Annotated in this window: 30 protein-coding genes; 15 read left to right on the top strand and 15 right to left on the bottom strand. The window is 73.9% G+C overall.

Annotated features, from left to right (window positions below):
* The first annotated feature begins 45 nt into the window (after window positions 1-45).
* The 4 genes from FGI33_RS10795 (at window position 46) to FGI33_RS10780 (ending at window position 3,526) form a co-directional block, all read left to right on the top strand.
* Complete coding sequence (locus tag FGI33_RS10795) at window positions 46-954, top strand: alanyl-tRNA editing protein (protein WP_237581866.1); 909 nt, start codon at window positions 46-48, stop codon at window positions 952-954.
* 123 nt (window positions 955-1,077) lie between these two features.
* On the top strand, window positions 1,078-1,605 hold the full coding sequence (locus FGI33_RS10790; protein ID WP_237581864.1) for a hydophilic protein: 528 nt from the start codon (window positions 1,078-1,080) through the stop codon (window positions 1,603-1,605).
* Between the two features lie 17 nt (window positions 1,606-1,622).
* Window positions 1,623-2,657, top strand: coding sequence for an aldo/keto reductase (locus FGI33_RS10785; protein WP_119435460.1), 1,035 nt, complete (start codon window positions 1,623-1,625; stop codon window positions 2,655-2,657).
* 101 nt (window positions 2,658-2,758) lie between these two features.
* The gene (locus FGI33_RS10780; protein ID WP_237581862.1) at window positions 2,759-3,526 is read left to right on the top strand and encodes a lysophospholipid acyltransferase family protein; all 768 of its coding nucleotides are present in this window, start codon (window positions 2,759-2,761) and stop codon (window positions 3,524-3,526) included.
* Between the two features lie 289 nt (window positions 3,527-3,815).
* Here FGI33_RS10780 and panD read toward each other — a convergent pair whose 3' ends face one another.
* Window positions 3,816-4,232 (bottom strand): aspartate 1-decarboxylase, encoded by a 417-nt coding sequence (panD, locus tag FGI33_RS10775; protein ID WP_119435734.1) that lies wholly within the window; start codon window positions 4,230-4,232, stop codon window positions 3,816-3,818.
* A 286-nt stretch (window positions 4,233-4,518) separates the two neighbouring features.
* Here panD and FGI33_RS10770 point away from each other — a divergent pair, with 286 nt between their 5' ends.
* Complete coding sequence (locus FGI33_RS10770; protein ID WP_237581860.1) at window positions 4,519-5,604, top strand: YihY/virulence factor BrkB family protein; 1,086 nt, start codon at window positions 4,519-4,521, stop codon at window positions 5,602-5,604.
* Window positions 5,605-5,664: 60 nt separating this feature from the next.
* Here the strand turns inward: FGI33_RS10770 and FGI33_RS10765 are convergent, their stop codons facing one another.
* Window positions 5,665-7,191 (bottom strand): cryptochrome/photolyase family protein, encoded by a 1,527-nt coding sequence (locus tag FGI33_RS10765; protein ID WP_119435281.1) that lies wholly within the window; start codon window positions 7,189-7,191, stop codon window positions 5,665-5,667.
* 145 nt (window positions 7,192-7,336) lie between these two features.
* Between FGI33_RS10765 and FGI33_RS10760 the strand changes: the two genes are divergently transcribed.
* Entirely contained in the window at window positions 7,337-8,713 is a 1,377-nt protein-coding gene (locus FGI33_RS10760) for a glycosyltransferase family 2 protein (protein WP_237581857.1), read from the top strand.
* Here the strand turns inward: FGI33_RS10760 and FGI33_RS10755 are convergent.
* The 3 genes from FGI33_RS10755 to upp form a co-directional block, all read right to left on the bottom strand.
* The gene (locus tag FGI33_RS10755) at window positions 8,710-9,177 is read right to left on the bottom strand and encodes a MarR family winged helix-turn-helix transcriptional regulator (RefSeq protein WP_045530129.1); all 468 of its coding nucleotides are present in this window, start codon (window positions 9,175-9,177) and stop codon (window positions 8,710-8,712) included. The two genes, FGI33_RS10760 and FGI33_RS10755, sit on opposite strands and share 4 nt — an antisense overlap.
* A 299-nt stretch (window positions 9,178-9,476) precedes the next feature.
* A complete protein-coding gene (locus tag FGI33_RS10750) occupies window positions 9,477-10,274 on the bottom strand; it encodes a winged helix-turn-helix domain-containing protein (RefSeq protein ID WP_119434715.1) in 798 nt (265 codons plus the stop codon).
* Between the two features lie 393 nt (window positions 10,275-10,667).
* Window positions 10,668-11,306 (bottom strand): uracil phosphoribosyltransferase, encoded by a 639-nt coding sequence (gene upp / locus FGI33_RS10745; protein WP_119381825.1) that lies wholly within the window; start codon window positions 11,304-11,306, stop codon window positions 10,668-10,670.
* A 68-nt stretch (window positions 11,307-11,374) separates the two neighbouring features.
* Here upp and FGI33_RS10740 point away from each other — a divergent pair, with 68 nt between their 5' ends.
* Window positions 11,375-11,836: a nucleoside deaminase gene (locus FGI33_RS10740; protein ID WP_182623307.1), complete on the top strand. Its 462-nt coding sequence runs from the start codon at window positions 11,375-11,377 to the stop codon at window positions 11,834-11,836.
* 31 nt (window positions 11,837-11,867) lie between these two features.
* Here the strand turns inward: FGI33_RS10740 and FGI33_RS10735 are convergent, their stop codons facing one another.
* Window positions 11,868-12,785 carry a cation diffusion facilitator family transporter gene (locus tag FGI33_RS10735; RefSeq protein WP_119403185.1) on the bottom strand — a complete coding sequence of 306 codons (918 nt, stop codon included), beginning with the start codon at window positions 12,783-12,785 and terminating at the stop codon, window positions 11,868-11,870.
* 132 nt (window positions 12,786-12,917) lie between these two features.
* Here FGI33_RS10735 and proC point away from each other — a divergent pair, with 132 nt between their 5' ends.
* Window positions 12,918-13,793: a pyrroline-5-carboxylate reductase gene (proC, locus tag FGI33_RS10730; RefSeq protein ID WP_119434717.1), complete on the top strand. Its 876-nt coding sequence runs from the start codon at window positions 12,918-12,920 to the stop codon at window positions 13,791-13,793.
* Between the two features lie 36 nt (window positions 13,794-13,829).
* Here proC and FGI33_RS10725 read toward each other — a convergent pair whose 3' ends face one another.
* Complete coding sequence (locus FGI33_RS10725; protein ID WP_043671599.1) at window positions 13,830-14,498, bottom strand: potassium channel family protein; 669 nt, start codon at window positions 14,496-14,498, stop codon at window positions 13,830-13,832.
* Window positions 14,499-14,560: 62 nt separating this feature from the next.
* Complete coding sequence (locus FGI33_RS10720) at window positions 14,561-15,985, bottom strand: TrkH family potassium uptake protein (RefSeq protein ID WP_119435255.1); 1,425 nt, start codon at window positions 15,983-15,985, stop codon at window positions 14,561-14,563.
* 78 nt (window positions 15,986-16,063) lie between these two features.
* On the opposite strand from FGI33_RS10720, the gene FGI33_RS10715 reads away from it, so the two are divergent.
* From FGI33_RS10715 to FGI33_RS10705, 3 genes are all read left to right on the top strand, one after another.
* Window positions 16,064-16,609, top strand: coding sequence for an ArsR/SmtB family transcription factor (locus tag FGI33_RS10715; RefSeq protein ID WP_119435256.1), 546 nt, complete (start codon window positions 16,064-16,066; stop codon window positions 16,607-16,609).
* Window positions 16,610-16,732: 123 nt separating this feature from the next.
* Complete coding sequence (locus FGI33_RS10710) at window positions 16,733-16,972, top strand: helix-turn-helix domain-containing protein (RefSeq protein WP_119435257.1); 240 nt, start codon at window positions 16,733-16,735, stop codon at window positions 16,970-16,972.
* A 72-nt stretch (window positions 16,973-17,044) separates the two neighbouring features.
* Entirely contained in the window at window positions 17,045-17,143 is a 99-nt protein-coding gene (locus FGI33_RS10705) for a 30S ribosomal protein bS22 (protein ID WP_003792170.1), read from the top strand.
* A gap of 126 nt (window positions 17,144-17,269) precedes the next feature.
* On the opposite strand, the gene FGI33_RS10700 is transcribed toward FGI33_RS10705, so the two are convergent.
* The gene (locus FGI33_RS10700) at window positions 17,270-18,022 is read right to left on the bottom strand and encodes an HAD family hydrolase (RefSeq protein ID WP_147362080.1); all 753 of its coding nucleotides are present in this window, start codon (window positions 18,020-18,022) and stop codon (window positions 17,270-17,272) included.
* A gap of 77 nt (window positions 18,023-18,099) precedes the next feature.
* Between FGI33_RS10700 and FGI33_RS10695 the strand changes: the two genes are divergently transcribed.
* The 4 genes from FGI33_RS10695 to FGI33_RS10680 all read left to right on the top strand — a co-directional run bounded on the left by FGI33_RS10695 (window position 18,100) and on the right by FGI33_RS10680 (window position 20,957).
* Entirely contained in the window at window positions 18,100-18,363 is a 264-nt protein-coding gene (locus FGI33_RS10695) for a glutaredoxin family protein (protein ID WP_086521095.1), read from the top strand.
* A 32-nt stretch (window positions 18,364-18,395) separates the two neighbouring features.
* Window positions 18,396-18,698, top strand: a complete 303-nt coding sequence (locus tag FGI33_RS10690; RefSeq protein WP_119435490.1) for a Dabb family protein — start codon at window positions 18,396-18,398, stop codon at window positions 18,696-18,698.
* Window positions 18,699-18,780: 82 nt separating this feature from the next.
* Window positions 18,781-19,422: an ABC transporter ATP-binding protein gene (locus tag FGI33_RS10685; protein ID WP_119435491.1), complete on the top strand. Its 642-nt coding sequence runs from the start codon at window positions 18,781-18,783 to the stop codon at window positions 19,420-19,422.
* On the top strand, window positions 19,419-20,957 hold the full coding sequence (locus tag FGI33_RS10680; protein WP_237581855.1) for a hypothetical protein: 1,539 nt from the start codon (window positions 19,419-19,421) through the stop codon (window positions 20,955-20,957). Before FGI33_RS10685 ends, FGI33_RS10680 begins: the two co-directional genes overlap by 4 nt.
* Here FGI33_RS10680 and FGI33_RS10675 read toward each other — a convergent pair.
* The 6 genes from FGI33_RS10675 to aspS form a co-directional block, all read right to left on the bottom strand.
* The gene (locus FGI33_RS10675) at window positions 20,954-21,592 is read right to left on the bottom strand and encodes a DUF6518 family protein (RefSeq protein WP_119435286.1); all 639 of its coding nucleotides are present in this window, start codon (window positions 21,590-21,592) and stop codon (window positions 20,954-20,956) included. The genes FGI33_RS10680 and FGI33_RS10675 overlap by 4 nt on opposite strands.
* Before the next feature lie 79 nt (window positions 21,593-21,671).
* On the bottom strand, window positions 21,672-21,887 hold the full coding sequence (locus tag FGI33_RS10670) for a hypothetical protein (RefSeq protein WP_119435285.1): 216 nt from the start codon (window positions 21,885-21,887) through the stop codon (window positions 21,672-21,674).
* A 61-nt stretch (window positions 21,888-21,948) separates the two neighbouring features.
* A complete protein-coding gene (locus FGI33_RS10665) occupies window positions 21,949-22,278 on the bottom strand; it encodes a DUF7882 family protein (RefSeq protein ID WP_119435284.1) in 330 nt (109 codons plus the stop codon).
* 176 nt (window positions 22,279-22,454) lie between these two features.
* Entirely contained in the window at window positions 22,455-22,994 is a 540-nt protein-coding gene (locus FGI33_RS10660; protein ID WP_119435283.1) for a P-loop NTPase family protein, read from the bottom strand.
* The gene (locus FGI33_RS10655) at window positions 22,987-24,216 is read right to left on the bottom strand and encodes an LCP family protein (RefSeq protein ID WP_237581853.1); all 1,230 of its coding nucleotides are present in this window, start codon (window positions 24,214-24,216) and stop codon (window positions 22,987-22,989) included. Before FGI33_RS10655 ends, FGI33_RS10660 begins: the two co-directional genes overlap by 8 nt.
* Before the next feature lie 187 nt (window positions 24,217-24,403).
* Window positions 24,404-25,714, bottom strand: a complete 1,311-nt coding sequence (gene aspS / locus FGI33_RS10650; protein ID WP_119402996.1) for an aspartate--tRNA(Asn) ligase — start codon at window positions 25,712-25,714, stop codon at window positions 24,404-24,406.
* Window positions 25,715-25,784: the final 70 nt, after the last annotated feature.

Raw genomic sequence — 25,784 nt, 5'->3', positions numbered from 1 at the left:
GCACCCGGTCTGCGAGGATCGAGTCACACCGAGCCGGGAGCCGCCATGACCTCCACCCCCGCGGGCGCCGTCGCCCTGCCGCCCACGCGCGTGACCTACCCGGCGGGATCCGTCGCCTCCGAGGGCGAGGCGCTCCGCGTCGACGACCTCGCCGACGGCACGCGCGCCGTCGTGCTCGACGCGACCGCGTGCCACCCGGTCGACGCGGCCTGGCCCGACCAGCCCGCCGACCGCGCGGTCCTCCGGGTGCGCGGCGCCGGCATCGAGGTGCTCGACTGCGTCGTCGGCGCGGCGTCGACGGATCCCGCGGAGGACGCCGCGCTCCACGTCGGCGCGGACGTCCCGGTGAAGAAGGGCGCGGAGGGCTGGTCGTTCGTCGCCGTCCACGTGGTGCCGGGCGACGCCGACGTCCGCGTGGGCGACGCCGTCGAGGTCGCGGTGGATCCCGAGCACCGCCGGGCGCTGAGCGCCGGCCACACGGGCTGCCACCTCGCCTCCCTCGCCCTCGACCGTGCGCTCGCCGACGCATGGACCAAGGACGTGCCCCGCGACGCGCTCGGCGCCCCGGGCTTCGACGCGCTCGCCATCGGCACCTCGCGCATCGGACCGTGGTCGTCCGTCGACACGTACCGCCTCGGGAAGTCGCTGCGGAAGAAGGGCTTCGTGCCCGCGACGCTCCTCGACCGCCTCGACGAGGTGCGCGCCCGGGTCGACGCCACGCTCGCGGAGTGGGTCGCCTCGGGCGCCGCCGCGCGGATCGAGCGCGAGGGCGACCTGCTCACCTCGCGTCGCTCCTGGGTGTGCGAGCTGCCCGGCGGCACCGCGCGGATCCCCTGCGGCGGCACGCACCTGGCGGGCCTCGATGAGCTCGCGTCGGTCACGGTCGACCTCGAGGTCGAGGAGGCCGACGGAGCCGTCGTCGTGCGGATGCGCACCACCTGCGTCGCCGCCTGACCCGCCCGGTCGGGGACCCCGGTATCCCCGCACCTCCCGCGTCGGGTACCGTGGGGAGGCGCCGTCCGGCCGACCGGCATCCTCGGTCCGGCGACGGCGCGGCGATGGAAAGTGGTATCGAACGTGGCAGCAACCCCCGCGACGAAGTGCTCGGTCTGCGGCAAGGCGAACCCCGTCGGCATGGCCACGGGCAACATCCTCGACCACGGTCGCAACCACGAGCGCTGCCCGGGTTCGGGGAAGCCGCCCGCGGTGTCGACCAAGCCGGCCTCCGCGGCCGCGAAGTCGGGAACCGCCCCGTCGCGGAAGCCCGCGAGCGAGGCCGCCAAGCGCGAGCCCAGCCGCAAGACCACCCCGGCCAAGGCCGCCGGCCCCACGCGCGGCGTCACCGTGCGCCGCGTCGAGGTCGACACCGAGCGCCTGCGCCTGCGCGAGGAGAAGCTCGAGCGGATCCGCGTGCAGCGCGAGGAGGCGGCCCGCCGTCGCCTCGGCGACTACATCGTGCCGCTCGACGCCGACGGCCAGGAGGCCCCCGAGGCCGACATCACGCTGGAGACCATGGACGACGAGGCGCAGGCCACCGTCGAGCCCGGCGCCTCCGCCGAGTCCGACGTGGCATCCGCCGCCGAGAGCGGCCGCCCCACCGCCTAGCGCGTAGCGTGGCGCTCATGACAGAGCAGTCCACCGACCAGCCCACCACGTACCTCGGCCGCACCGGCGTGGAGGTCTCGCGCCTCTGCCTCGGCACCATGATGTTCGGCGCCTGGGGCGAGACCGACCACGAGAAGTCCATCCGCGTGATCCACCGCGCCATCGACGCGGGCATCACCTTCATCGACACCGCCGACATCTACGCCTACGGCGAGTCGGAGGAGATCGTCGGCAGGGCGATCGCGCAGTCCGGCCGCCGCGACGACCTCGTCCTCGCGACCAAGTTCTTCAACGGCATGAAGCCCGAGGCCAACTACCGCGGAGGGTCGCGCCGCTGGATCATGCGCGCCGTCGAGGACTCGCTGCGCCGCCTCGGCACCGACTACATCGACCTGTACCAGATGCACCGGCCGGACGAGCACACGGACATCGAGGAGACCCTCGGGGCCCTCACCGACCTCGTCACGCAGGGCAAGGTGCGCTACATCGGCTCGTCCACGTTCCAGCCGAGCCAGGTCGTCGAGGCGCAGTGGGTCGCGCGCGAGCGCGGCACGGCGCGCTTCGTCACCGAGCAGCCGCCGTACTCGATGCTCACCCGCGGCATCGAGGCCGACCTCCTCCCCACCACCCAACGCCACGGCATGGGCACGCTCGTCTGGAGCCCGCTCGCCGGCGGGTGGCTCTCCGGCAAGTACCGCAAGGGCCAGGACATCCCGAAGACGCACCGCAACGACCGCGACCCGTCGCGCTACGACCCGGCCGACCCGAAGTTCGAGGCCGCGGACGCGCTGGGGGCCCTCGCCGACGAGCTGGGCGTGCCGCTCGTGCACCTCGCGCTGGCGTTCGTGCTGCGCCACCCGGCGGTGTCCAGCGCGATCATCGGCCCGCGCACCATGGAGCAGCTCGAGTCGCAGCTCGACGCGGCGACCCTGGAGCTCGACGCCGCGACGCTCGACCGCATCGACGAGATCGTGCCGCCCGGCCTCAACGTGAACCCGGCCGACACGGGCTTCGCGAACTACTGGCTGGATCCCGCCCGCCGCCGGCGCTGACCCGATCGGCCCCGCCGCGAGGCGGCGAGCCGCGAGCCGGGACCGATCCGCGGAGGGTCGGCTCCCGGCCGGCGCCGAGCGCGCCCCCGTAGGGTCGGGGCATGAGCCCCCGCACCCGCGAGCCCGTGTACGGGACCGCCGTGATCCTGGGCCGCGCGCTCTTCGGATCCCTCCGCCTCCGCCTCGTCGCCGAGGGCCGCGACCGCATCCCGGACACCGGCGGCGCGGTCATCGCGATGACCCATTTCGGCTACCTCGAGTTCGCCCTCGTCGAGTGGGCGACGTGGCTGCACAACCGCCGCCGGATCCGCTTCATGGCGAAGAAGGGCGCGTTCGACCAGCCCGGCGTCGGCTGGGTCCTGCGCCGCATGCGCCACATCGAGGTCGACATGACCGCGGGCGCCGCCGCCTACGCGGACGCCGTCGCGGCCCTGCGCGCGGGCGAGCTCATCGGCGTCTTCCCGGAGGCCGGCGTGAGCGCGTCCTTCCGCGTGCGCGAGCTGAAGACGGGCGCCGCGCGGCTGGCGGCCGAGGCGGGCGTGCCGATCGTGCCCGTCGCCGTGTGGGGCGGGCACCGGCTGCTCACCAAGAACCGCCGCATCCGGATGCGCGACCGCGTCGGCGTGCCCGTGCACCTGCGCGTGGGGGAGCGCATCCCCGTCGCGCCCGACGCGGATCCGCGCGAGGTCACCGACGCCCTGCGCGAGGAGCTGCAGCGGCTGGTCGACGACCTGCAGTCCTCCTACCCGGTGGACGGCCGCGGCGCGTGGTGGCAGCCGCGGCACCGGGGCGGCACCGCGCCGACGCCCGAGGAGGCGGCCGCGGCCGACGCCGAGCGCGACGCACGGCGTCGCGCGGAGGGGCGCTGACAGGAGACCGTCGACCGGCGGATCCGCCGGGGGAATGAGATCGGCCCGGACCTTCGAGGCCCGGGCCGATCTGCGCACGTGAACGTCTGTTACCCGCAGACGAACCGGCTGGTGCGGTACCGCTCACCCGAAGAGCCGTACCGGATGCCTCCACGGTAGCCGCGCATCCTGGTGATCCCCCGCCGCGGGCCGGAATGTACCCCGTTTTGGGGGAGCGCGCCTGTGTCCGTCGTTTGGGGGACCCAGTACAGTTGCGCGTCTCTCGGCGGGCTCGCTCGGATCCGCCCGATCAGACCGGCTCGGCCAGCGGGGAGCGCTCGAGGCCGGGCGCGGGCGGGGCGGTGGGGTCGGCGTCCACGGCGCGGATCCGGTTGCCGGCATCCACGTGCACCACGCGGGGCTCGAGCGTTCGGGCCTCCTCGGTGGTCATCTGCCCGTAGGCGATGAGGATCACCACGTCGCCGACGTCGACGAGGTGCGCGGCCGCGCCGTTGATCCCGAGAACGCCGCTGCCGCGCTCGCCCGCGATCGTGTACGTGTCGAGCCGGGCGCCGTTGGTCACGTCGACGATGCTGACGCGCTCGCCCACGAGGATGTCGGCGGCGTCGAGCAGGTCGCGGTCGACCGTGACGGAGCCCACGTAGTGCAGGTCGGCGTGCGTCACCGTGGCGCGGTGGATCTTCGCGGTCATCATGGTGCGCAGCATGCGTGCTCCTCTGCTCGGGCGGCGTCCGTGCGCGCCTGGGCGGAGCACGGTGATCGTCGAGGCGATCACGTGGGCAACGCGCGCGGGCGGGCGGATGTTCCGGCGGGTGCCGGATCCGCGGCCGCGCGAGGCCCTCGGCGAGTGTACGAGACGCGCGCGGGCACGGCGGACCCGGGCCGCGGCGGAGGCGCGGGGGCCGGCGCGGGCCGGGCGCGGGCTAGGCGCGCCGCCGACCAGGGGCCACGCTGGGGAGGGGACCCGATCCACCACACCCACGGAGGCACCAGTGGCACGACGCGACACGGCCGGCACCATCGAGGACCGGCCCGACGAGGAGGACGCGCGCAAGCCCGACTCCCCGACGGAGATCGAGAAGCCCTCCTGGAAGTACGTGCTCCGGAAGACCATGCGCGAGTTCAGCTCGGACCAGTGCACCGACATCGCGGCGTCGCTCACCTACTACGCGGTGCTGTCGCTGTTCCCCGCGCTCATCGCCATCATCTCGCTGCTCGGGGTGTTCGGGCAGGGGCAGTCGACGGTGACGGCGGTCCTCGACCTGCTGCGCGGCTTCGCGCCCCAGGACGCCCTCGCGCTCATCGAGCCGATCCTGACGGGCTTCGTCGAGTCCCCCGCCGCCGGCTTCGCCCTCGTCTCGGGCATCGTGCTCGCCATCTGGTCGGCCTCCGGCTACGTCGGCGCCTTCACCCGCGCGATGAACCGCATCTACGAGATCCCCGAGGGCCGCCCGTTCCTCAAGCTCAAGCCCATGCAGCTCGCCGTCACGGTCATCGGCATCGTGATCCTGCTGATCTGCGCGCTCATCATCGCGATCTCCGGCCCCGTCACCGACGCCATCGGCGCCGCGCTCGGCGTCGGCCCGACCGTGCAGATCGTGTGGTCCATCGCCAAGTGGCCGGTGCTCGCCCTCGCGATCGTGCTGCTCATCGCGATCCTCTACTACGCGACCCCGAACGCGAAGCAGCCGAAGTTCCGCTGGATGAGCATGGGCGCCGCCATCGCGCTCGTCGTGCTCGTCGTCGCGAGCGTCGGCTTCGCCTTCTACGTGACCAACTTCTCCAGCTACGCGAAGAGCTACGGCGCGCTCGCCGGCGTCGTGGTGTTCCTGCTCTGGCTCTGGATCGCGAACCTCGCGCTGCTGTTCGGCGCCGAGTTCGACGCCGAGCTCGAGCGCGGACGCCAGCTCCAGGCCGGGATCGCCGCCGAGGAGACGCTCCAGCTGCCGCCGCGCGACACCGCCGTCAGCGACAAGAAGGCCGCCGCGGAGCGCGAGGACGTCAAGCGCGGCCGCGGGATCCGCGAGCGCCACGAGCGCGCGGAGCGCCTGGGGCGCGGCGAGGGCGACCACGCCTGACCCGTATCCCCGTCCGCTCAGGAGGGCCCGCGCGTCGACCGACGCGCGGGCCCTCCTGCGTCAGCGGTCCTTGATCACGTCGTACGCCGCGAGGGCGCGCTGGCGCGACTCCTTGAGGTCGACGATGGGCGACGGGTAGGCCGCGAGGCCGCCGTCGGCCTGGTCGTCGGCGTCGTCCTCGGCGCTCGCGACCAGGTCGCCCATCGCCTTCCACGGCTCGTGCACCACGTCCCGGGACGCGTGCGCCAGCTCGGGCACGTACGAGCGGATGTACTCGCCCGACGGGTCGAACTTCTGCCCCTGCAGCACGGGGTTGAACACGCGGAAGTACGGGGCGGCGTCCGCGCCGGATCCCGCGACCCACTGCCAGCTCGCCGCGTTGTTCGCCGCGTCCGCGTCGACGAGCGTGTCCCAGAACCACTGCTCGCCGTGACGCCAGTCGATCAGCAGGTTCTTGATGAGGAACGACGCCACCACCATCCGCACGCGGTTGTGCAGGTGGCCGTCCTTCCAGAGCGCGCGCATGCCGGCGTCGACGAGCGGCACGCCCGTCTCGCCGCGCTGCCACGCGCCGAGCGTCTCGTCGGACGGCTCGTCCCACGGGAAGGCGTCGAAGCGCGGCACGAAGTTGCGGGTCGCGAGATCGGGCTGGTGGTACAGCAGGTGGTAGCTGAACTCGCGCCAGCCGAGCTCCGAGAGGAACTTGGTGGCGTTGACCTCGTCGCCGCCGACCTTCTGGCCGCGCGTGCGCTGGATCCGGTGCCACACCTGGAATGGGCTCACCTCGCCCCAGCGCAGGTACGCGGACAGCCGCGAGGTCGTCATCGCGGCGGGCTCGTCGCGCTGGGCGGCGTAGTCCTCGAGCTCGTGGTGGACGAAGTCCTCGAGGCGCTGCAGGCCGGCCGCCTCGCCGGGGTCGCACGCCTCGCGGAGCCCGGCCGCCCAGTCGGGCGTCGTCGGCAGCAGCCCCCAGCCGTCGAGGTCCTCCGAGCGCGGCCCCTTCCGCGGCGCGTCGAGCTCCTTCGGCGCGGGCAGCGGCTTCCGCGGCTCCTCCCGCTCCTGCGCGGCCTTCCAGAACGGGGTGTACACGCGGAACGGCTCGCCCTGCTTGTTCGTCACCGTCCACGGCTCGACCAGCAGCGATCCCTGGAAGCTGCGCACGTCGAGGCCCCGGTCGCCGAGGTCCTTCTTGACGGCGGTGTCGACCGCGATCTCGGCGCCTCCGTAGCGCCGGTTCCACAGCACCGCGCCCGCGCCGACCTCCCGCACGAGGTCGTCGACGACCTCGGCGGCCTTCCCACGGCGCAGCACGAGGGGGGAACCGAGCTCCCGGAGCGACTCCGCGAGGCGCGACAGGCTCATGTGCAGCCACCAGCGGGCGGCGCCGCCGAGAGGGCGGATCCCGTCGCTCTCCTCGTCGAGCACGTACAGCACCACGATCGGCTCGCCGCGCTCGACGGCCGCGTGCAGCGCCGGGTTGTCGGCCACGCGGAGGTCGTCGCGGAGCCACACGATGCTCGGGCCGTGCGCCTCGTCGGCGCCCTCCCGGTCGGCGGATCCGCGGTCGGGGGCGTCGTCGTCGCTCATGGATCGAGCCTAGGACGGCGCCGCGCGGGCGACCGGGCCGTGCCCGCTGCGCGCGCGGAGCCCGGCTGCACGTAATATCGCACCTGGCAGTGCGCGTCCGTCCGGGTCCGACCGCCGCACGAGACCCGCCGTCGTCGAGAGGCCCATGGACAACGAGAGCACGCCCCTGCCCGTCCCCCCGGGCTCGGCATCGCGCGACGCCGTCTCGGCCGTCGTCGTAGCGGGCGACGCGGGATCCACGATCGCGGCGACGCTGACGTCGATCCTCGGGCAGACCGTCCCGCCGCAGCGGGTCGTCGTCGTGGTCGCCGGCAGCCGCGACGACACCTTCGCGGTGGCGCGGACCTTCAACGGCCGCCACGAGCGCGCCGTCCCGGGCGCAGATCCCGTCGGCACGACGGTCACGGTCATCGACCGCGGCCCGCGCGAGGGCTCGCTCCGGTCCGCGTACGGCTTCGCCCTCCGGCTGGTGGGCGACGAGGGGCGCGTGCTGCTCGTCTCGCCCGACGCCGCGCTCGAGCCCCGCGTCCTCGAGCTCCTCGTCGCCGCCCTCGACCGGGACCAGGGCGCCCTGGCGGTGTCGGCCCGCCTCGACCCGCGGCCGAGCGGATCCCACGGCCCCCTCGCGGGTGCGCTCCGGCTCCTGCAGCGCCACTGGGCGATGGGCGCCGTCGAGACCGGCACCGACCTCGGCCTCACCGGGCCCGTGCCGCTCGCTCCCGCGACGCTCCTCCGCCTCCCCGCGCGCGATCCGGGTTCGCCCTCGACCGCGTCGTCCGAGGCGATCCTCACGGCGCTCCTCGCCGGCGACGACCGGTCCGCCGTCGTGCCCGACGCCCGCGCCCGCGTCGACACCTCGGTCACCTGGGGCGTGATGCGCGAGCGGCGCGACCGGTGGGGCGCCCACGTCGGCCGGCTGACGCGGGGCGGCGCACCCGCCGACGCCGCCGACCGCCGCCGCGCCCGCCTGGCGTCGCTGCGCATCAGCGTCGGGCCCGTCCTCCGCTTCGTGTCCTTCGCCCTGGTGACGCTGTACCTGGCCGCCGCGGGCATCCAGGGGATCCTGGAGCCGGCCTGGTGGTGGGCCGCGCCGGTCGTGGTGCGGCTCCCCCTGCACATCCGCACCCTGCGTCGCATCCGCGAGCGCACCCCGGCCGACGTGGTCTTCGGTTCGACGTTCCTCCCCCTGGAGACGGCGGAGGCGGCCTACGGCGTCTCCCGGATCCGCGACGGCCTCCACCGCCTGGCTCCCCGCGACCGGCGCGTCCCCGCCGCGGCCGAGACCGTGCCGCCGTTCACGGTGGTCGACGCCGTCGCCGCGACCGTCCTCGGCGTGATCGTCGTCGCCGTCCTCGCCGTGGCCGGTATCGGCGGGCCCGCGGCGGCGTCGCTCACGACGGCGATCGGCTGGGCGGCGTGCGTGGTGACGGCGGTCGACCTCGTCATGGCGCTGCTGCGGCTGCTCGTCGCCCGCGGCGGGCCGTTCGCCCGCCCGCGTGCGACGACGGGATCCGCGGCCTAGGCCTCGGCGACGCTGCCGCGCAGCTTGTCGGTCAGCTCGCGCAGCGTGTTCAGCTCGTCCGGCGTGAGCGCGCCGCCCACGGTCGAGGCGATGGACTCCATGTGCACGCGCGCGACCGCGCGGAAGGCCGCGTCGCCCGCGTCGGTGAGGCGCACGATGGTGGCCCGTCCGTCGCTCTCGTCGCCGCACTTCACGACCAGGCCCCGCGTCACCAGCCGGTCGATGAGGCGGCTCACGCTCGGCTGGGTCAGGAGCACGTGCTGGTTGAGGTCGCGCAGGCGGAGGCGTCCCTCGGGCTGGCGGGAGATGTTGAACAGCACGTCGTACTCGTTGAAGGAGAGCTCGCGGCTGGGGAACTCGGCGCTGAGGCGGCGCATGACGCTGACCTGCGCGCGGAACAGGGATTCCCATGCCCGCACGGCGTCCGCTGTCTCGCCCACCAGGCCTCCTCGTCCGGTGCGCATCGCGATGATCGTCGGGCGCACGCTCTCGTGGGGGAGTCTACTGAGCGGCGCACCGGGGAGCGTCCCGAGCGGACCCGCGCCGGACATGACTGAGGGCCGACCCCAGAGGCATGGGGCCGGCCCTCTCCCTTGCACCAGGAGTGTCCTGCAATCACATTCCGTCTCCACCGCCACAGCAAACGGTGGGGACGAGAAGACTGTATAACGATCCCGTAACGCCCCGCTACCTCGAACCGGCCCGATCTGCTGGGAGATCGCCGACAGCTCCGCAAGGGCAGGCTGAGTCGTCCGCCGGTGCCTCAGAACAGGTCGGGCGACTGCGTGCTGGCGTGGTTGACGGCGACGTCCGCGTGCCGGTCGAACCGGTAGCCGGCACCGCGCACCGTGCGGACGATCTCCTCGTAGCGGCCGAGCTTCGAGCGCAGCCGACGGACGTGCACGTCGATGGTGCGCTCGTTGGGCACGTCGTCCTCGTCCGCGGCGGACCACAGCGAGGCGATGAGCTCGGATCGCTCGATGGTGCGACCCTCGCGGAGCACCAGGTACTGCAGGAGCTCGAACTCCTTGTAGGTGAGCGGGGCGGTCTCGCCGTCGAGGACGACGCGCTTGCGGGACAGGTCGACCGTCACGCCGCCGTCGGCGCGGTCGTCGTCCTCGGGCTGCTCGCGGTGCTGGGCGACGGCGGCGGGATCCTGCAGGGCGAGCCGGACCACGTCGATGTCGCGGCCGCCCGCGCCCTCGGGGGCGAGGGCGACCGCGGCGTGCGTCTCGACGCCGGGGGCGAGCTCGGCGGCCAGGCGCTTGAGCGCGGCGACGACGGTTCCGAGGTCGGTGCCGGCGGCGGCGGCCTTGAGCTCGTCGAGGCCGACGTAGATGGCGAAGCCGCGTGCCTCGGTGCCCTCGGGCACGGCGCGGAGGCGGGCCGGGCGGGCGGGCGCGGCATCCTGGGCGGCGGCGGCGGCGGTGGTCGCGGCGGATGCCGGGACGCCCCGGGGCCGCCGGACCGGCGGGGCGAGGGGCGCGGCCGCGCGGAGCACGGGGGCGGAAGGAGCGGAGCGGAGGGCGGTGCGAGCGGGATCGATGGTCGCGAGCGACATGGCGGGAGTCCTTGTGATGATGCGGGTGCAGCGCAGCTGGAGTGCGCGGGACCTCAGGGGAGTGCGAGACGCCTCAGGGGGCGGATGCGCCGGTGACGGCGGGGAGGGTCGGCGACGGAGGCGTCGCGGGACCGCTCAGGCGAAGGTGGCGGCTCAGGCCGACATTCGACAGGACATCGCGACACGGCCGGGCATCATCATGCCGGCGACTCCCGAGGCCTCGGAGGAGGTCAGGACGTGCGCGTTCAGAGTCATGGGGAGAGCTTGCACGGATCCGTGCGCCCCTGTCAACAGGAGCGGGCGGAATCGTGCGGGACGCGCAGGAATCGTGCGTGCGCGGACAGCGGCGCCCGCCCCCGAGGGGAGCGGGCGCCGCGGGGTCGAGCGCGCGGGTCAGTGCGCGGCGGTGCCGTACAGGCGGTCGCCCGCGTCGCCGAGGCCCGGGATGATGTAGCCGACCTCGTCGAGCCGCTCGTCGAGCGCGCCCAGCACGATGGTGACCTCGCGGCCCGCGGTCGCCTCCTCGACGGCCTTGAGGCCCTCGGGGGCGGCGATGAGGCAGATGCACGTGACGTCGACGGCGCCGCGGTCGAAGAGGTACTCGATGGCGGCGATGAGGGATCCGCCCGTCGCGAGCATCGGGTCGACGACGAAGCACTGGCGGTTCGAGAGGTCGGTGGGGAGGCGCTCGGCGTAGATGTCCGGCTGCAGCGTCTCCTCGTTGCGCACCATGCCGAGGAAGCCGACCTCGGCGCTGGGCATGAGGCGCATCAGGCCGTCGAGCATGCCGAGACCGGCGCGGAGGATGGGGACGACGAGCGGCTTCGGGTCGCTGAGGGTGAGTCCCTGGGCGGGCGCGACCGGCGTCTGCACCGTGATCGTCTCGACCCGGACGTCGCGGGTGGCCTCGTAGGCGAGCAGCGTGACGAGCTCGTCGGCCAGGCTGCGGAAGACGGGGGAGGGGGTGGTGCGGTCCCGCAGCGCCGTCAGCTTGTGCGTGATGAGCGGGTGGTCGGCTACGTGGACTCGCATAGGCTCCATCTAATCAGCAAGGGGGATCGCGATTGGACCTGCCCGTGCCGGCCGACTACGAGCGCTGGATGGCCGTGGCGCTCGACGAGGCCCGGGCCTGCGCTGACACCGGGGACGTGCCCGTGGGCGCGGTCGTGGTCGACGCGTCCGGGGTGGTGATCGGGCGCGGGCGGAACCTCCGCGAGGCCAGGCAGGATCCCACCGCGCACGCCGAGGTGGAGGCCCTGCGCGCCGCGGCGGAGGCCACCGGCGACCGGCACCTCGTGGGCACGACGCTGGTCGTCACGCTCGAGCCGTGCGTGATGTGCGCGGGCGCGATCCTCGCGGCCCGGGTGCCGCGCGTGGTCTTCGGCCCGTGGGACGAGAAGGCGGGCGCGGCCGGATCCCTCTACGACGTGCTGCGCGACCGGCGGCTGCCGCATCGCGCGGAGGTGTTCTCGGGCGTGGCGGCGGGGGAGTGCGCGGAGCTGCTGGACGCGTTCTTCGCCGCGCGCCGGCTCGACGCCGGCGCCGTCTCTCCGGGCGACTGACGCGGGCGACCGGCCCGCGCGCCGACCGGCGTCAGCGCGTCGCGACCCGCACGTCGGGCTCGAGGTAGATGACGCGGGCGACCGGGACGGCCTCGCGCACGCGGCGCTCGATCGCATCGATCCCCGCGGCGACGTCGCCGAGCGAGCTCGTGGCGGGCATGGCGATCTTCGCGGCGACGAGGAGCTCGTCGGGGCCGAGGTACAGCGTCTTCATGTGGATGATCGACTCGGCCTCGTGGCCCGCGGTGATGGCGGCGCGGATGGCCGCGAGGTCCGGCTTCGACGCGCCCTCGCCGACGAGCAGGCTGCTCATCTCGACCCCGAGGATCACGGCGACGGCCACCAGCAGCACGCCGATGAGCAGGGTGCCGATGCCGTCGTAGATCCCGTCGCCGGTGAGGATCGACGCCGTGACGCCGAGGAGCGCGAACACCAGGCCCGAGAGCGCGGCGGTGTCCTCGAGCAGCAGCACGGGGAGCTCCGGGCTCTTCGCGCGGCGCACGAACTGCACCCACGTCTGCGTGCCGCGGAGCGGGTTCGACTCCTTGATGGCCGTGCGCAGCGAGAACGACTCCAGGCCGATCGCGATGAGCAGCACGACGATCGGCAGCCACGGCACGTCGAGCGGCTCCGGGTGCTCGATCTTGTGGATGCCCTCGTACAGCGAGTACACGCCGCCGACCGAGAACAGGATGATCGACACGATGAAGGCGTAGACGTAGCGGACCCGGCCGTAGCCGAAGGGGTGCTCCTCGTCCGCGAGGCGCTTGGCGCGCTTGCCGCCGATGAGCAGCAGGATCTGGTTGCCGGAGTCGGCGAGCGAGTGCACGCCCTCCGCGAGCATCGACGAGGAGCCGGAGAAGAAGGCCGCGACGAACTTCGTGATCGCGATGCCGACGTTGGCGGCGAGGGCGGCGAAGATCGCCTTGCTGCCGTGGGATTCGCTCAAGGCCGGACCTCCTCGACCGGCGGGGACGGCTCGGGCCGCCCGGGCGCGCATGCCCCGGTCGCCTCAGCCTAGCCACGCGCCCGGCGCCGACGACCACCCGAACGGGCGACGCCCGGTCCCTAGGATCGAGCCATGCCCGACGCCTCCCGCCCCGCCCCGTCCGTCCCCGCCGAGGTCGTCCGCCTCCCGTCGCTCGCGATGCTCGGCACCGGGTCCATGAACGGCGCCATCCTCGGCGGCCTGCTGCAGCCGGGCGTCGAGGTCGACGGCGACGTGCGCGTGACCACCCGCTCGGCGGCCAGCGCGGCCGCTCTCGGCGAGCGAGAGGGCGTGCAGGCGGCGAGCGTCGAGGAGGACGCCGACGCCAACCGGCGCGCGGTCCGTGGCGCGCGGGTCGTGGTCGTCGGCGTGAAGCCGCACATGGTGCCCGACCTGCTGCGGGAGATCGCGAGCGACCTGGATCCCGGCGCGCTCGTGATCAGCGTCGCGGCCGGCGTGACGATCGCGACCTTCGAGTCGCTGCTGCCGGAGCGCGTCGCGGTGCTCCGCTCGATGCCGAACACGCCGTCGCTCGTCGGCCGCGGGGTCACGGGCCTCGCCGCGGGCACGCGCTCCACGCCCGAGGACCTCGCGCTCGCCCGCGCGGTGTTCGCGACGGTCGGCGACGTGGTGGAGGTGCCCGAGGAGCGCATCGACGCGCTCAGCACGATCTCCGGATCCGGCCCCGCCTACGTCTTCCTGCTCATCGAGGAGCTGACCCGCACGGCCGAGGCGAAGGGCTTCGGCCCGGACGAGGCGCGCGTGCTCGTGCAGGGGACGTTCCGCGGCGCGGTCGAGCTGTTGGCCGCGTCGGACGCCGAGCCCGCGGAGCTCCGCCGCCGCGTCACGAGCCCCAAGGGCACGACCGAGCGGGCCGTCGAGGTGCTGCAGGCGGCGGACCTGTCGGGCCTCTTCGACCGCGCGACCGACGCCGCCCTCGCCCGGGCCCGCGAGCTCGCCGCCGGCTGAGCGCGCGGCCGCCGCGGCCGCCGGCGGCGCCGCGGGTCAGGACAGCGAGGCGAACCGCTCGATGTCGGCCGACGTGCCCGACACGATGATGAGGTCGTGGTTCGAGACGACGGTCTCGGCGGTCGCGTAGGTGAACGGCTTGCCGGGCGTCTTCACGCCGACCACCGTGATCCGGTAGCGGCGGCGCACCGACGACTCCGCGAGCGCCATCCCGCGGATCGGCTTCGGCGGGTACATCTTGGCGAGCACGAAGTCGTCGTCGAACTCGATGAAGTCGAGCATCCGTCCGGACACGAGGTGCGCGACGCGCTCGCCCGCCTCCGCCTCCGGGTAGATGACGTGGTTCGCGCCGATGCGCTCGAGGATCTTGCCGTGCGACTGGCTGATGGCCTTCGCCCAGATCTGCGGGATCTTGAGGTCCACCAGGTTCGCGGTGATGAGCACGCTCGCCTCGATGGACGACCCGACCGCCACGACCGCGATCGAGAAGTCCTTGGCGCCCAGCTGCTGCAGCGCCTCGATGTTGCGCGCGTCGGCCTGCACGGCGTGCGTGACCCGGTCCGACCACTTCTGCACGAGCCCCTCGCTCGCGTCGATCGCGAGCACCTCGCGGTCGAGGCGCGCGAGCTGGCCGGCGGTCGCGGCGCCGAAGCGGCCGAGCCCGATCACGAGCACGGGGGCGTTGTGGGGGATGCGTTCGCCCATGGGGGGCCTCTCTGATCCGGTCGGTGCGGGATGGGACGGGTGGGTGGGTGCGCGTCGCCGGCTCAGCCGACGATCGGCCGCTCCTCGGAGCGCTGGAAGAGCTGCCGGCGGGTGCTCGCGGCGAGGGCCGCCGCGAGGGTCACCGTGCCGACGCGCCCCAGGAACATCGTGGCCGCGAGCACGTACTTCGCGGGATCCGTGGCCTCGGCCGTGAACCCGGTGCTGAGGCCCGAGGTCGCGAACGCGCTGATGGCGTCGAAGAGCACGTAGTCGAGGCGCTCGCCGGAGATCTGCAGCAGCACGATGCTGCTGAGCGCCACGGTCGTCGCGCCCCAGAGCACGATACTGACCGCGAGGCGGAGCACGTCGCTCGGGATGCGGCGCTCGAACACCTCCATGGACTCGCTGCCGCGCGCCTCGGCGAACGCCGCGAGGAACAGGATCGCGAGGGTCGTGACCTTGATGCCGCCGGCCGTGGACGCGGATCCGCCGCCGATGAACATGAGCATGTCGGTGACCAGCAGGCTCGCGTTGCCGAAGTCGCCCATGTCGAGCGTCGAGAAGCCGCCCGAGCGCGTCATGACCGAGAGGAACAGCGCCTGGAAGCCGTGCTGCACGGGATCCATGAGCGCGAAGGTCTTCTTGTTGTCCCACTCGAGCACGACGTAGGCGAGCGTGCCGAGCACGATGAGGATGAGCGACGTCCAGAGCGTGAGCTTCACGTGCACGGAGAAGCGCCGCGGCTTCCGCCAGCCGCGGTACACGGCGTAGATGACGGGGAAGCCGATGCTGCCGAGGAAGACGCCGATCATGAGCAGGCTGAGGAACCAGTAGTCCTGGTGGTAGAGCTCGAACCCGGCCTCGCTGAAGACGAAGCCCGTGTTCGTGAACGCCATGAGCGAGTAGTAGAACGAGTCGAGCGCGGCCTGGCCGACCGGGATGCCCTCCAGCAGGATTCGCGGGAACAGCAGCGCCGCGATGGACAGCTCGATGACGAGGGCGCTGATCGCGACCGTGAGCAGCAGCGTGCCGATCTCGCCGAGCTTGACGGCCTGTCCCTCGGCGACGGGGCCGTGGTGGATCCGCAGCGGGTTGCTGTCGCTCGCCGCCATCAGCCGTGCCTTGAGGCCGAGGCGGCGCGACACGATGAGGCCCATGATCGACGCGAGCGTGAGCACGCCGATCCCGCCGATCTGCACGCCGAGCGCGATGAACGCGTGGCCGAGCGGCGTCCAGTACGTCGCCATGTCGACGGTCGCGAGGCCCGTGACGCAGATCGCGGAGACGGCCGTGAAGAGCGCGTCGGCGAAGGGCGCGGTGTCGCCCGTCGAGGTCATGCCGGGGAGCATGAGGATCGTCGTGAGCGTGAGCACGAGCGCCCCGAAGATGAGGATCGCGAAGCGGGCGGGCGTCGAGTGCGCGAAGTAGTCGAGGAAGTCGCGGATGCGCCCGAGGAGGGGACGCCCGTGATCCGGCCTGACGCGCATGGTCCCCTGTCCGCTTCCCGGGCGCAGCGCCCCGGATCGTCATGGTACTGCGAGCGCGCGACGGAATAGCCTTCGGGGATGGCTGACATCTTCGACGTCGTGGGGGATCCCACCCGGCGCGACCTCCTCCGCGTGCTGCTCGACCGACGCGCGGTGCCCGAGGCGCCGACGGGGGAGATCAGCGTCTCGGAGCTCGTGCAGACCCTCGGCATCAGCCAGCCGACCGTGTCGAAGCACCTGCGCGTGCTGCGCGACATCGGCCTCGTCTCCGTGCGCGAGGAGGGGCAGCACCGCTACTACCGCCTGGAGCCCGCGCCGCTCGAGGCGCTGGACGCCTGGGTCGCGCCCTTCGTCGACGACGGCCGGGGCGAGGAGGCCGACGACGGCCACGCGGATCCCGACACGGGGCTCCTCGGCGGCGGCCTGTCCGCGGATCCCGACGCGGACGAGGATGGCGACCCGGCCGGCTACCCGTTCGCCGCGTCGCTCGGGCGCATCTGGGCCGACACCCGCTACCAGGCGGCCGCCGCCGTGCACGACGCCACGCGCGTCGCGGGCACGGCGGGCCAGGCGTCGCTCGGCCGTCTGCGCGGGCGGAAGCAGGGGAACTCGCGGGACGCGTGATGCAGGATGTGACACGATGGACACGCGTCCATCCGGACCCCTAGACTCGCGCACCAGCGCCCGCATCGCGGGGGCGATGGAGGTCCGTGAGCCGGTCACGCAGAACGAGGAGTCGATCCGCCCATGTCGCGTGACCTGTCCGACGTCCGATTCCTCACGGTGGCCGAGGTGGCCGAGATGATGCGCGTCTCCAAGATGACCGTCTACCGCCTCGTGCACTCGGGCGACCTGCCCGCCATCCGCTTCGGCCGCTCGTTCCGCGTGCCCGAGTCCGCCGTGCTCGCGGCGATCGACCCGACGAACGCGCTGCCCGGCCAGCCCGGCGATGCGTCGCGTCACTCTGGCATGTCGGATGTCGGCTAGACTCCTCTGAGGCTATTTTCCGCGGGTCACCAGAACCCGCGTGTTCCGTCCGGCAACAGATGAGGTGCCCCTATGGGTTCAGTGATCAAGAAGCGTCGCAAGCGCATGGCGAAGAAGAAGCACCGCAAGCTGCTTCGCAAGACGCGCCACCAGCGCCGCAACAAGAAGTAGAGCGGACGCGTCCACGAGGGCGCAGGACGTGATGGAGAGGACGCCGACCCGGTGACGGGGCGGCGTCCTCTTCGTGCGTGCGGGGGTGCCCGGCGGTCCGGTGCCCGGGGCGGCGTGGTCGGCGGATCAGCGCCCGGCGGTGCGGTCCGCCGACGCGGCCTCGCGGCGCACGCGCCTGCGGGCGTCGCGGATGCTCGCGCGCCGGAGCCGCATCGACGGCCAGCCGGATCCGCGCGCGTGGGCGGCGAGCGCCTGGTCCGGGTTCACCACCACGGGGTGCCCGACGAGCGTGAGCAGCGGGATGTCGTGCCGCGAGTCGGAGTACGCCCAGCAGTCGCGGGCGTCCGCGCCCGTCCGCGCGAGAAGCTCCCGGGCGGCGGCCGCCTTGTGGGCGCCGTGCAGGAACTCGCCCTCGAGGCGACCCGTGTACGCGCCGTCGCGCACCTCGAGCACGCTGCCCAGCGCGCCCGTGAGGCCGAGCCGGCGGGCGATCACATCGGCTAGGAACGACGGCGACGCCGTGACCAGCCAGACCTGGTGGCCGTTCGCCAGGTGCTCCTGCGCGAGGCCGAGCGTCTCCGGCCAGACCATCGGCGCGGTGTGCCGCTCGTAGATGTCGCCGGCGAGCCGGGCCATGTCGGCGACCGTGATGCCCGTGACGACCTCGAGGCCGCGGGTCCGCGCCGACGCGAGGTGCCGGTCGTTCTCGCCGCGCGCCTTGAAGCGCGCGTGCTTCCATCCCGCGCCCACGATGTCGCGCGTGGTGAGGAGGCCCGCGGCGCGGAGGCCGCGCACGAGGTGGAAGACGCTCGCGCCGTGGATGAGGGTGTTGTCCACGTCGAAGAACGCGAGGATCGGGGTGCCCGCCTGGTCGACCATGATCGGCTCAGCGTAGGCGACGCTCCTGGGCCGGGGCGCCGGGGCTGTGGGCGGATGCGCTCGCCTACGCTGGGCGGATGAGCGCAACGGTCCTCACCCTCGTCGGCAAGCCCGGCTGCCACCTCTGCGACGACGCGCGCGACGTCGTGACCGGCGTGCTCGGCGGCCTCGACCCCGCGCGCGCGGCCGAGGTGACCCTGGAGGAGCGCAGCATCCTCGACGACCGCGCGCTCGCCGACCGGTACGCCGAGGAGATCCCGGTGCTCCTCATCGACGGGCGCGTGCACAACTACTGGCGCATCGACGCCGACCGGCTGCGCCGGGCGCTCGACGCGCGCTGACGCGCGTCGCCGCCCGCGGATAGGGTCGGTGCATGACCCTCCGCCACGTCGTCTCCTGGAAGCTCGCCGACCGCGATCCCGCCGCCCTCGACCGCGACGCCGGCCGCGTCACGGAGGCGCTCGGGACGCTGCCCGGCCTCGTGCCCGGCATCCGCTCGTTCCAGGTGGGGCGCGACGTGGTCGGATCCGCGCGCAGCCACGACGTCGTGCTCATCGCCGACTTCGACGACCGGGCCGCGCTCGAGGCCTACGACGTGCACCCGGAGCACCAGCGCGTCGCCGCTTTCGTGCGGAGCCTCGTCGGATCCGCGGCGTCGGTCGACTTCGAGGTCTGACCTCCGCGGGCCGATGAGCCCGCCCGACCGGCCCACGCCGTCGCCCGCCCGCCGCTCGCGGCCCGTGCGGGAGGATGGCGGGATGGGCGATGCGGTCGAGGTCGAGCGGGTGTCGGTGGTCGTCGACGGGATCCCGCTGCTGCGACCGACCGACCTCTCCGTCGCCGCGGGCGAGGCCGTCGCGGTCACGGGGCCGAACGGCGCGGGGAAGACCACCCTGCTCCGCGTCGTCGCCGGGCTCACCCGGCCGAGCGCGGGATCCGCGCGGGTCCGCGGCCGGCCGGTCGACGAGCGCGACCCGGCGTTCCGGCGCGCGGTGTCCGGATCCATCGGCCACCCGCCCGTGGCGCGCGACCTCACCGTCGCGGAGCACCTCGCCGTCATCGCCGCGACCTGGGGCATGGACGCGCAGGGAGCCCGCGCCCGTGCGGCGGCGCACCTCGAGCTCTGGCGGCTCGCGCCCCTCGCCCGGCGCTTCCCGCACGAGCTGTCCAGCGGCCAGTCGCAGCTGGCGGCCCTCGCGATGGCCACCGTGCGGCCCTACGACGTGCTGCTCCTCGACGAGCCCGAGCAGCGGCTCGACCCCGATCGGCTGCAGCTCGTGATCGGGATCCTCCGCGCGGAGCTCGACGACGGGCGCACGGTCGTGCTCGCGACGCACAGCCCGGTGCTCCGCGACGCGGTGGCGCACCGGTCGATCGCGCTCGTCGGCGACGCCGCGTGAGCACGAGGCGCGTCCTCCGCACGGTCCGGTCCCTCCGGCTCGAGCGCGGCGGGGCCTCGCCGATGGACCTCGCGTACACCGTGTACGCGGGCACGCTCACGGTGCTGATAGTCGGGATCCCGGTGCTGCGCGCCATCGTGCTCGAGCTCGCCGAGCCGGTCGCGGCGGCGGCGCTCCGCGCGCACGGGCCCACCGCGGCGGCGGGGATCGCGGGCCTCGCCGCCCTGGCGCTCCTCGTGGCCGGCGGCGCGCGCGGTCCGGCGCTGCTGTCCCCGTTCCTCACCGCGGCGCTCGCGGGCAGCGGGCTGCCGCGCGCGGCCGTGCTCGGGCGGCCGTTCGCGCGCGCCGCCCTCGGGCTCGCCGCGATCACCGGGCTCGTGGCGCTGCTGCCGGGGCTCGCGCTGCTGGTCGCGGGCGACGCGGATCCGTGGCCGGTCGCGGCTTGGACCGCGGGCGGCGCGCTGGTCGGCGTGATCCTCGCGGGCTGCTGGCTCGCGGGCCAGCGGCTGGGCGCGGTCGGGCGGGCTGTCGGGGGAGCCGCGCTCCTCGGATCCACCGCGCTCGCGGTGCTCGTGCCGACGGCGCTCGTGCCGTGGACCGCCGTGCGCGCGCTCTTCCCCGCCGCGGACACGGGCACCGGTGCGTGGCCGCCGGCCGCAGGCGTCGGCTCGGCGCTCGGGGTCCTCGCCGCGCTGGCCGTCGCGGTACTCGCGGCCGCGCCGACGCTCCTCCGCGGGCTCCGCGGACCCGGGCTGCTCGCGCAGGCGCGGCGCTGGCAGACGGCCACGACCCTCGCGACGACGGGCGACCTGGCGATGGCGGCGGGCGGCTTCCGTCCCGTCCCGCGGATCGGGCGCGGCTGGGGCGCCGTGCGCGGCCGGTCCCCCGTGACCCTCCTCATCTGGCGGGACCTCGTCGGCGCGGTCCGCACGCCCGTCCGCGCGACGGCCGGGTGCCTCGGGGTCGCGGCGTCCGGCGCCCTGATCGCGGTGGCGCTCGACGGCGCGGGCACGTGGCTCGTGATCCCCGCCCTCGGCGCCGCGCTCGTCGGGTTCCTCGCGCTCGGCGTGGGGGCGGACGGGTTCCGGCACGTCGTCGACGTCGCCTCCTCGCCGCCGCTCTACGGGATCCCGACCGAGCGCCTGCTCCTCCTCCACGCCGCGCTCCCCGCGGCGGCCGGGGTCGCGTGCGCGCTCGTGGGGGCGGGGATCGCCGTGGTCGACGGGGCGGGCCCCGTCGCCCTCGTCGTCGCGCCGGCCGTCGCGCTCCTGCTCGTCGTGGTCCGCGCGTTCGACGCGGCGAAGGGGCCGCTGCCGCTGGCCGTCATGGCGCCCGTGGTCACGCCGGCGGGCGACGCGTCCGCCCTGGTGATCGCCGCGTGGCAGGCCGACGCGCTCCTGCTGGCCGGGGGATCCACGCTCGCCGTCGTGTCCGCGGTCGCGGCGGTCGGCCCGGCGGGAGCGGCGCTCGTGCTGCCGCTCGGCCTCGCGGCGGCCCTCCTCGCACGGGGGCGGATCGCCGCGACGCGGGGCTAGGGGCGGGCGGCCCGGTCCGGCACGGCGACGACCGCCCGCCGACCGCGCAGCACCGCCGCGGCGAGGAAGCCGATCGCGAGGACGATCTCGAGGATCCAGTAGACCGGGCTCGTGGTGGCGGCGACGACCGTGAGCCCGAAGATCCCCTCCGCGACGAGGACGGCGCTGAGCACCGCGACGCCCGCGATGGTCGCCCCGCGCCCGGCGTGCCGGACGAGGGCCGCCGCCGCGCCGATGAACGGGCCCGCGACCAGGCCGATCGGGATCCACATGGAGGAGAGCGGCTCCGCGAAGAAGTGCCCGCGCCACAGGCTCACGACCCCGTACGCCTCCACCATCGCGACGAACGACAGGGCTCCGAGCACGGCCCCGAGGGGCGGGCGCGCGCGGGAGAGCCAGACGGCGACGAAGGCGAGCATGCTCCAGCCGCCGGCGGAGTTGGCCAGCGAGTTCACCCACGACGGGAGGAAGCCCTGCGCGGGGCTGGTGAGGCCTCCGACGACGAGGCTGAAGACGAGGACGACCGCGGTGGCGCGGAGGCCGGCCAGGAGGGCCTCGCGCACGGTCGGGCGCGGGATCCCGCGCGTGGGGCGGGCGGCGGCGGTGCGGCGGGGAGACGCGTCGGGTCGGGTCATGGGTCCAGCCTCGCAGCGCTCCGGCGGCGGGTCGTCGGCCGCGAGGGCCATGCGCGTACGCACGCGGGTGGACGTCGCGTCAGTCGCGCGGCAGCGACTCCTGGAGGATCCGCAGGGCCTCGGCCGCCGGGACCGTCCACGTGATCGTCGCCGTCACGCGGGCGACGGCGTCGTCGGACACGCTCGTGCTCGCGAAGTCGACCTGCACGTCGCGCACCTCCTTCGCGAGGACGGTGGCGGACTCGGTGGCGGCGAGGATCGCCTCGTCGTCGTAGGGGAGGTTGGTGAGGGCCATGGGGGTCCTAGGGGTGCGGGGCGGGCGTGGTCGGGGCGGGTCGCCGGGTGGGCGGATCCCGTCAGTCGGGCGACTCGGCGTGCGAGCCCGTGCCGGGCGGCGGCTCCGGCAGCAGGTGCAGCCCGGAGCCGGTGTTCGCGCTGTCCATCAGCACGTCCACCCAGGCGGGGTTGATCGCGGGCGGGCGGCTGCCCGAGAACCGGAAGTGCAGCGGGAGCTCGGGGGCGACCCACACGGTGCTGCGCCCGTCGCCCTCGGACGCCGGGTACTTCCACGAGAACGCGAAGCTCTCCTTGCGGCGGAGCTTGTTGAGCATCACGATCTGCAGGTGCGCGAGCGCGCGGTCGTCGATGGTGGTGCGGGTGCTGCTGTCGAAGATCAGCTGGCCCATGCCCTGCCCTCCTCCGTGTCCCGTCCTGGTGCCCGTCGCGGGCACGGATCCTCCGGATCCCGCCGCCTGGACGGCTCGGCGACCCGCGGGTGAGGGCATCGAGTGGTGGTCCAGATATTACGGCAACAGAGGAAAAGCTGACCCGGCGGGTGGGCGTCGCGTGGGTCGCCGGATGCTTACCGGCCGGCGGCGTCGAGCGCGTCGAGCACGGCCCGCGCGACATCCCGCGGGGTCCGGCCGTCGGTCGCGATCGCGGCCTCGTGGAGGTCGGACGTCTCGATCTGCGTGGCCAGGTCCGCGTGGCGGGCCAGGTGCCAGTCGCGTGCGGCGCGCCTGTCGTCGTCGTAGCGGGTGCGCAGGCGCGCCTCGACGACCGCGGACGACGCGGTGAGGAGCACGCACCGCACGTCGATCCCGAGCGCGTCGCGGTACCGGTCGACGTCGGCGCGCTCCTCGACCACCCCGCTGACCACGAGCTGCCGCGGACCGGCCTCCTGGAACAGCGCCCACGTCGCGGCTATCGCCCGCGCCTCGACGGCGACGTTCTCGGGATCCCACGGCGCGGGCGGCCAGGACCGGTGGAACCAGTCGACGTCCATCAGGCTGAACGGCCTACCGGCCTCGGCGAGCAGGTCGCCGAGATGATCGAGCACGGCGCTCTTGCCGACGCCGTAGGTGCCGTTCAGGAGCAGGGCGGGTGGGCTCCCGTCAGCCATTCGAGCAGGTCTCCTCCGCGGCCGTCTGGCCCGTGGCGTTCTCGGGGAGCACGGCGGGGGCAGAGGGATCTGCGGACGGCGTACCGCCGGCGGCGGGCGCGAGGGTCTCGCCGGTCGTGGGCTCTGGCGCGGCCACGCCCTTGCCGGTGCTGCCCGGGGCGAGGGAGAAGTCGGCGTCGGCGGCGATGAGGCGGATCATCTCGTCGCCGTTCACGACGTCCTGCGCCACGCGCTGGCTCTCGAGACGGATGCTCGGGTACTGCACGAAGGTGAAGCGGTCGAGCGGGATGTCCTTCACGGTGAGGGCCAGCGAGGTGATCGCCGCCGGGCTGTCCAAGGAGGTCGACAGCACCATGTTGTCGACCGCGGCTCGGGCGATGCCGTAGATCTTGGCCGGATTCGTCAGCGTGTCCGTCGCCGTGATGGTGCGCAGCAGCGCGCTGAGGAAGACCTGCTGGTTGCTGATCCGGTCGATGTCGCTGCCGTCGCCCACGCCGTAGCGGGTGCGGAGGAACTGGACGGCCTGACGCCCCTCGAGCACGCGCACGCCTGGCTGCAGGTCGAGGTCGGTCTTGGGGTCGAGGATGCGGTTCGCGATGCAGACCGGCACACCGCCGACGGCGTTCGACATCCCGATCACCCCGTTGAACTGGATGACGCCGCCGTAGGGGACGTCGAGGCCGGTGATGGCCTCGACGGCGCGCGCGACGCACGGGAGACCGCCTCGTTTGAGTGCCTCGTTGATCTGCACGCCCGAGGACGCGGCGACCTCGGCGCCGTCCGGTCCGACGCAGGTGGGCATGTCGACGAGCATGTCGCGGGGGAAGGAGACCACGGTCGCGCGCGTGTGGTCCTCGCTGATGTGGAGGAGCATCGTGACGTCGTTGAGGTTGCCCGTCGCGACGCCGACACCCGTTCCGAACCCGTCGCCTTGGCCTTCGCGCGTGTCACCGCCGACCAGCAGGATGTTCGCACCCCCGTCGATCCCGCCGATGGACGGCGGCGGCGCCTGCCCGTCCGAGATGTCGACCGAGTTCGCCTCGACGGTGCGGGCCAGGTCCCACGCGGCGAACGCGGCGACGGATCCGGTGCTCGCGATCACCACGGCCGTCGCCGCGGCCAGGGCCTTCACCGCGGTGCGCGCGCCGCTCGGCCTCCGCAGCCGGCCGTGCCGGGCGATGCCGGGCGCGAGGCGCCGGTCGTGTCGCGTCTCGTGGCGCATGCGGGCTCCTCGGCGTCGGGGCGTGGGCCGTCCCGGTCGGATCGGCGCTGCCTGCCACGCTACGGCCGGGTCGGCGTCCGCGGTTCCCCCGAGGGATGTAGATCCGCGCCCCTGATGCCGCGCCCCCGGATGCGCGGAACGGCCCGACCCCCTGCGCGGGGATCGGGCCGTCCGGTGGAGCGGGGACCTACGGGGCGAGCCGGTTCGGGCCGCGGAACAGGTACGTGACCTCGCGCAGATTCGACTGGTGCAGCAGCAGCATCAGCACGCGGTTGAGGCCCATGCCGAACCCGCCGTGCGGCGGCACGCCGTAGCGGAAGAAGTCGAGGTAGGAGCCGAGCTCCTCGGGGTCGAGGCCCTTCTCGCGGGCCTGCGCCTCGAGCACCTCGACGCGGTGCTCGCGCTGGGCGCCCGTGGTGATCTCGACGCCGTTCCAGATGAGGTCGTAGCTGTTCGTGATCGTCGGGTCCTCGGCGTTGCGCATGTGGTAGAACGGCCGGATCGACGACGGGTAGTCGGTGAGGAACACGAACTCGTGGCCGAACTCCTCCATCACGTGGGCGGCGATCTGGCGCTCGCCCTCGGGGTCGAGGTCGTCGTCGGCGCGGTCGATCACGTGGCCGCGCTTCGCGACGATGTCCTTGGCCTCGAGCAGCGGGATCCGCGGGAACGGGATGCTCGGCACGGTCACCTCCACGTCGAACAGCTCGCGGATCTCGTCGCCGTGCTTCTCCTTCACCGCGGTGAGCGCGGCGACGATGAGCTCCTCCTGGAGGCGGGCGACGTCCTCGTGGCTCTCGACCCAGCTGATCTCGGCGTCCACCGAGGTGAACTCGGTCGCGTGGCGCGAGGTGAAGGACGGGTCGGCGCGGAACGCCGGGCCGACCTCGAACATCTTGCCGAAGCCGGCGGACTGCGCCATCTGCTTGAAGAACTGCGGGCTCTGCGCGAGGTACGCGACGCCGTCGAAGTAGTCGACCTTGAACAGCTCGGCGTTCGACTCGGAGGGCGTGGCCATGAGCTTGGGGGAGAAGACCTCGATGAAGTCGTGCTCGACCCAGTAGGTGCGCAGCGCGTGGACCAGCGTGGTCTGCACGCGGAAGATGAGCGAGTTGCGGGGCGCGCGCAGGTCGATGAAGCGCCAGTCGAGGCGCTTGTCGATGGAGGAGTCGGCCGCGATGGGCGTCTCGGGGATGGCCGCGCCCGCGACCTCGATGCCGGACAGGCCGATCTCCAGGCCGCCGAGCTTCACGCGCTCGTCGTGCTTGAGCGTGCCGGTGGCGGTGAGGAACGTGCCCGCGGCGAGGCCCGAGATGGTGTCAGCGGTCCGGTCCTCGTCGCCCTGGCGCTTGTAGGTGAGCTGCACCGCGCCCGACTCGTCGCGGAGGATCACGAACTGGATCTTCTTCTGATCCCGGACGGTCTCGACCCAGCCGGAGACGGCCACGTCCCCGTCGTCGAGGGCGGCCAGGTTCTTGATGAGGGTGCGGGTAGTCACGGTCGTCGAGTCTATCCGCGGCCTCCGGCACCCCGCGCGCCCCGGCGGCCGCCTAGCCTGGTGGGACGGC

The sequence above is a fragment of the Clavibacter phaseoli genome (assembly GCF_021922925.1).
Lineage (GTDB): Bacteria > Actinomycetota > Actinomycetes > Actinomycetales > Microbacteriaceae > Clavibacter > Clavibacter phaseoli.
Note: the sequence above shows the minus strand (reverse complement) of the source record. Positions and strands in the feature narration are given on the sequence as shown.

What these genes read in the sequence shown, in the direction of transcription:
- FGI33_RS10720 (WP_119435255.1), bottom strand. Translation starts at nt 15,985, where the DNA reads ATGCGCGTCAGGCCGGATCACGGGCGTCCCCTCCTCGGGCGCATCCGC.
- panD (WP_119435734.1), bottom strand. Translation starts at nt 4,232, where the DNA reads ATGCTGCGCACCATGATGACCGCGAAGATCCACCGCGCCACGGTGACG.
- FGI33_RS10715 (WP_119435256.1), top strand. Translation starts at nt 16,064, where the DNA reads ATGGCTGACATCTTCGACGTCGTGGGGGATCCCACCCGGCGCGACCTC.
- FGI33_RS10670 (WP_119435285.1), bottom strand. Translation starts at nt 21,887, where the DNA reads ATGGCCCTCACCAACCTCCCCTACGACGACGAGGCGATCCTCGCCGCC.
- FGI33_RS10725 (WP_043671599.1), bottom strand. Translation starts at nt 14,498, where the DNA reads ATGGGCGAACGCATCCCCCACAACGCCCCCGTGCTCGTGATCGGGCTC.
- FGI33_RS10760 (WP_237581857.1), top strand. Translation starts at nt 7,337, where the DNA reads ATGGACAACGAGAGCACGCCCCTGCCCGTCCCCCCGGGCTCGGCATCG.
- FGI33_RS10660 (WP_119435283.1), bottom strand. Translation starts at nt 22,994, where the DNA reads ATGGCTGACGGGAGCCCACCCGCCCTGCTCCTGAACGGCACCTACGGC.
- FGI33_RS10765 (WP_119435281.1), bottom strand. Translation starts at nt 7,191, where the DNA reads ATGAGCGACGACGACGCCCCCGACCGCGGATCCGCCGACCGGGAGGGC.
- upp (WP_119381825.1), bottom strand. Translation starts at nt 11,306, where the DNA reads ATGCGAGTCCACGTAGCCGACCACCCGCTCATCACGCACAAGCTGACG.
- FGI33_RS10700 (WP_147362080.1), bottom strand. Translation starts at nt 18,022, where the DNA reads ATGGTCGACCAGGCGGGCACCCCGATCCTCGCGTTCTTCGACGTGGAC.
- FGI33_RS10740 (WP_182623307.1), top strand. Translation starts at nt 11,375, where the DNA reads ATGGCCGTGGCGCTCGACGAGGCCCGGGCCTGCGCTGACACCGGGGAC.
- FGI33_RS10685 (WP_119435491.1), top strand. Translation starts at nt 18,781, where the DNA reads ATGGGCGATGCGGTCGAGGTCGAGCGGGTGTCGGTGGTCGTCGACGGG.
- FGI33_RS10785 (WP_119435460.1), top strand. Translation starts at nt 1,623, where the DNA reads ATGACAGAGCAGTCCACCGACCAGCCCACCACGTACCTCGGCCGCACC.
- FGI33_RS10780 (WP_237581862.1), top strand. Translation starts at nt 2,759, where the DNA reads ATGAGCCCCCGCACCCGCGAGCCCGTGTACGGGACCGCCGTGATCCTG.
- FGI33_RS10710 (WP_119435257.1), top strand. Translation starts at nt 16,733, where the DNA reads ATGTCGCGTGACCTGTCCGACGTCCGATTCCTCACGGTGGCCGAGGTG.
- FGI33_RS10690 (WP_119435490.1), top strand. Translation starts at nt 18,396, where the DNA reads ATGACCCTCCGCCACGTCGTCTCCTGGAAGCTCGCCGACCGCGATCCC.
- FGI33_RS10750 (WP_119434715.1), bottom strand. Translation starts at nt 10,274, where the DNA reads ATGTCGCTCGCGACCATCGATCCCGCTCGCACCGCCCTCCGCTCCGCT.
- FGI33_RS10655 (WP_237581853.1), bottom strand. Translation starts at nt 24,216, where the DNA reads ATGCGCCACGAGACGCGACACGACCGGCGCCTCGCGCCCGGCATCGCC.
- proC (WP_119434717.1), top strand. Translation starts at nt 12,918, where the DNA reads ATGCCCGACGCCTCCCGCCCCGCCCCGTCCGTCCCCGCCGAGGTCGTC.
- FGI33_RS10795 (WP_237581866.1), top strand. Translation starts at nt 46, where the DNA reads ATGACCTCCACCCCCGCGGGCGCCGTCGCCCTGCCGCCCACGCGCGTG.
- FGI33_RS10695 (WP_086521095.1), top strand. Translation starts at nt 18,100, where the DNA reads ATGAGCGCAACGGTCCTCACCCTCGTCGGCAAGCCCGGCTGCCACCTC.
- FGI33_RS10705 (WP_003792170.1), top strand. Translation starts at nt 17,045, where the DNA reads ATGGGTTCAGTGATCAAGAAGCGTCGCAAGCGCATGGCGAAGAAGAAG.
- FGI33_RS10665 (WP_119435284.1), bottom strand. Translation starts at nt 22,278, where the DNA reads ATGGGCCAGCTGATCTTCGACAGCAGCACCCGCACCACCATCGACGAC.
- FGI33_RS10675 (WP_119435286.1), bottom strand. Translation starts at nt 21,592, where the DNA reads ATGACCCGACCCGACGCGTCTCCCCGCCGCACCGCCGCCGCCCGCCCC.
- FGI33_RS10755 (WP_045530129.1), bottom strand. Translation starts at nt 9,177, where the DNA reads ATGCGCACCGGACGAGGAGGCCTGGTGGGCGAGACAGCGGACGCCGTG.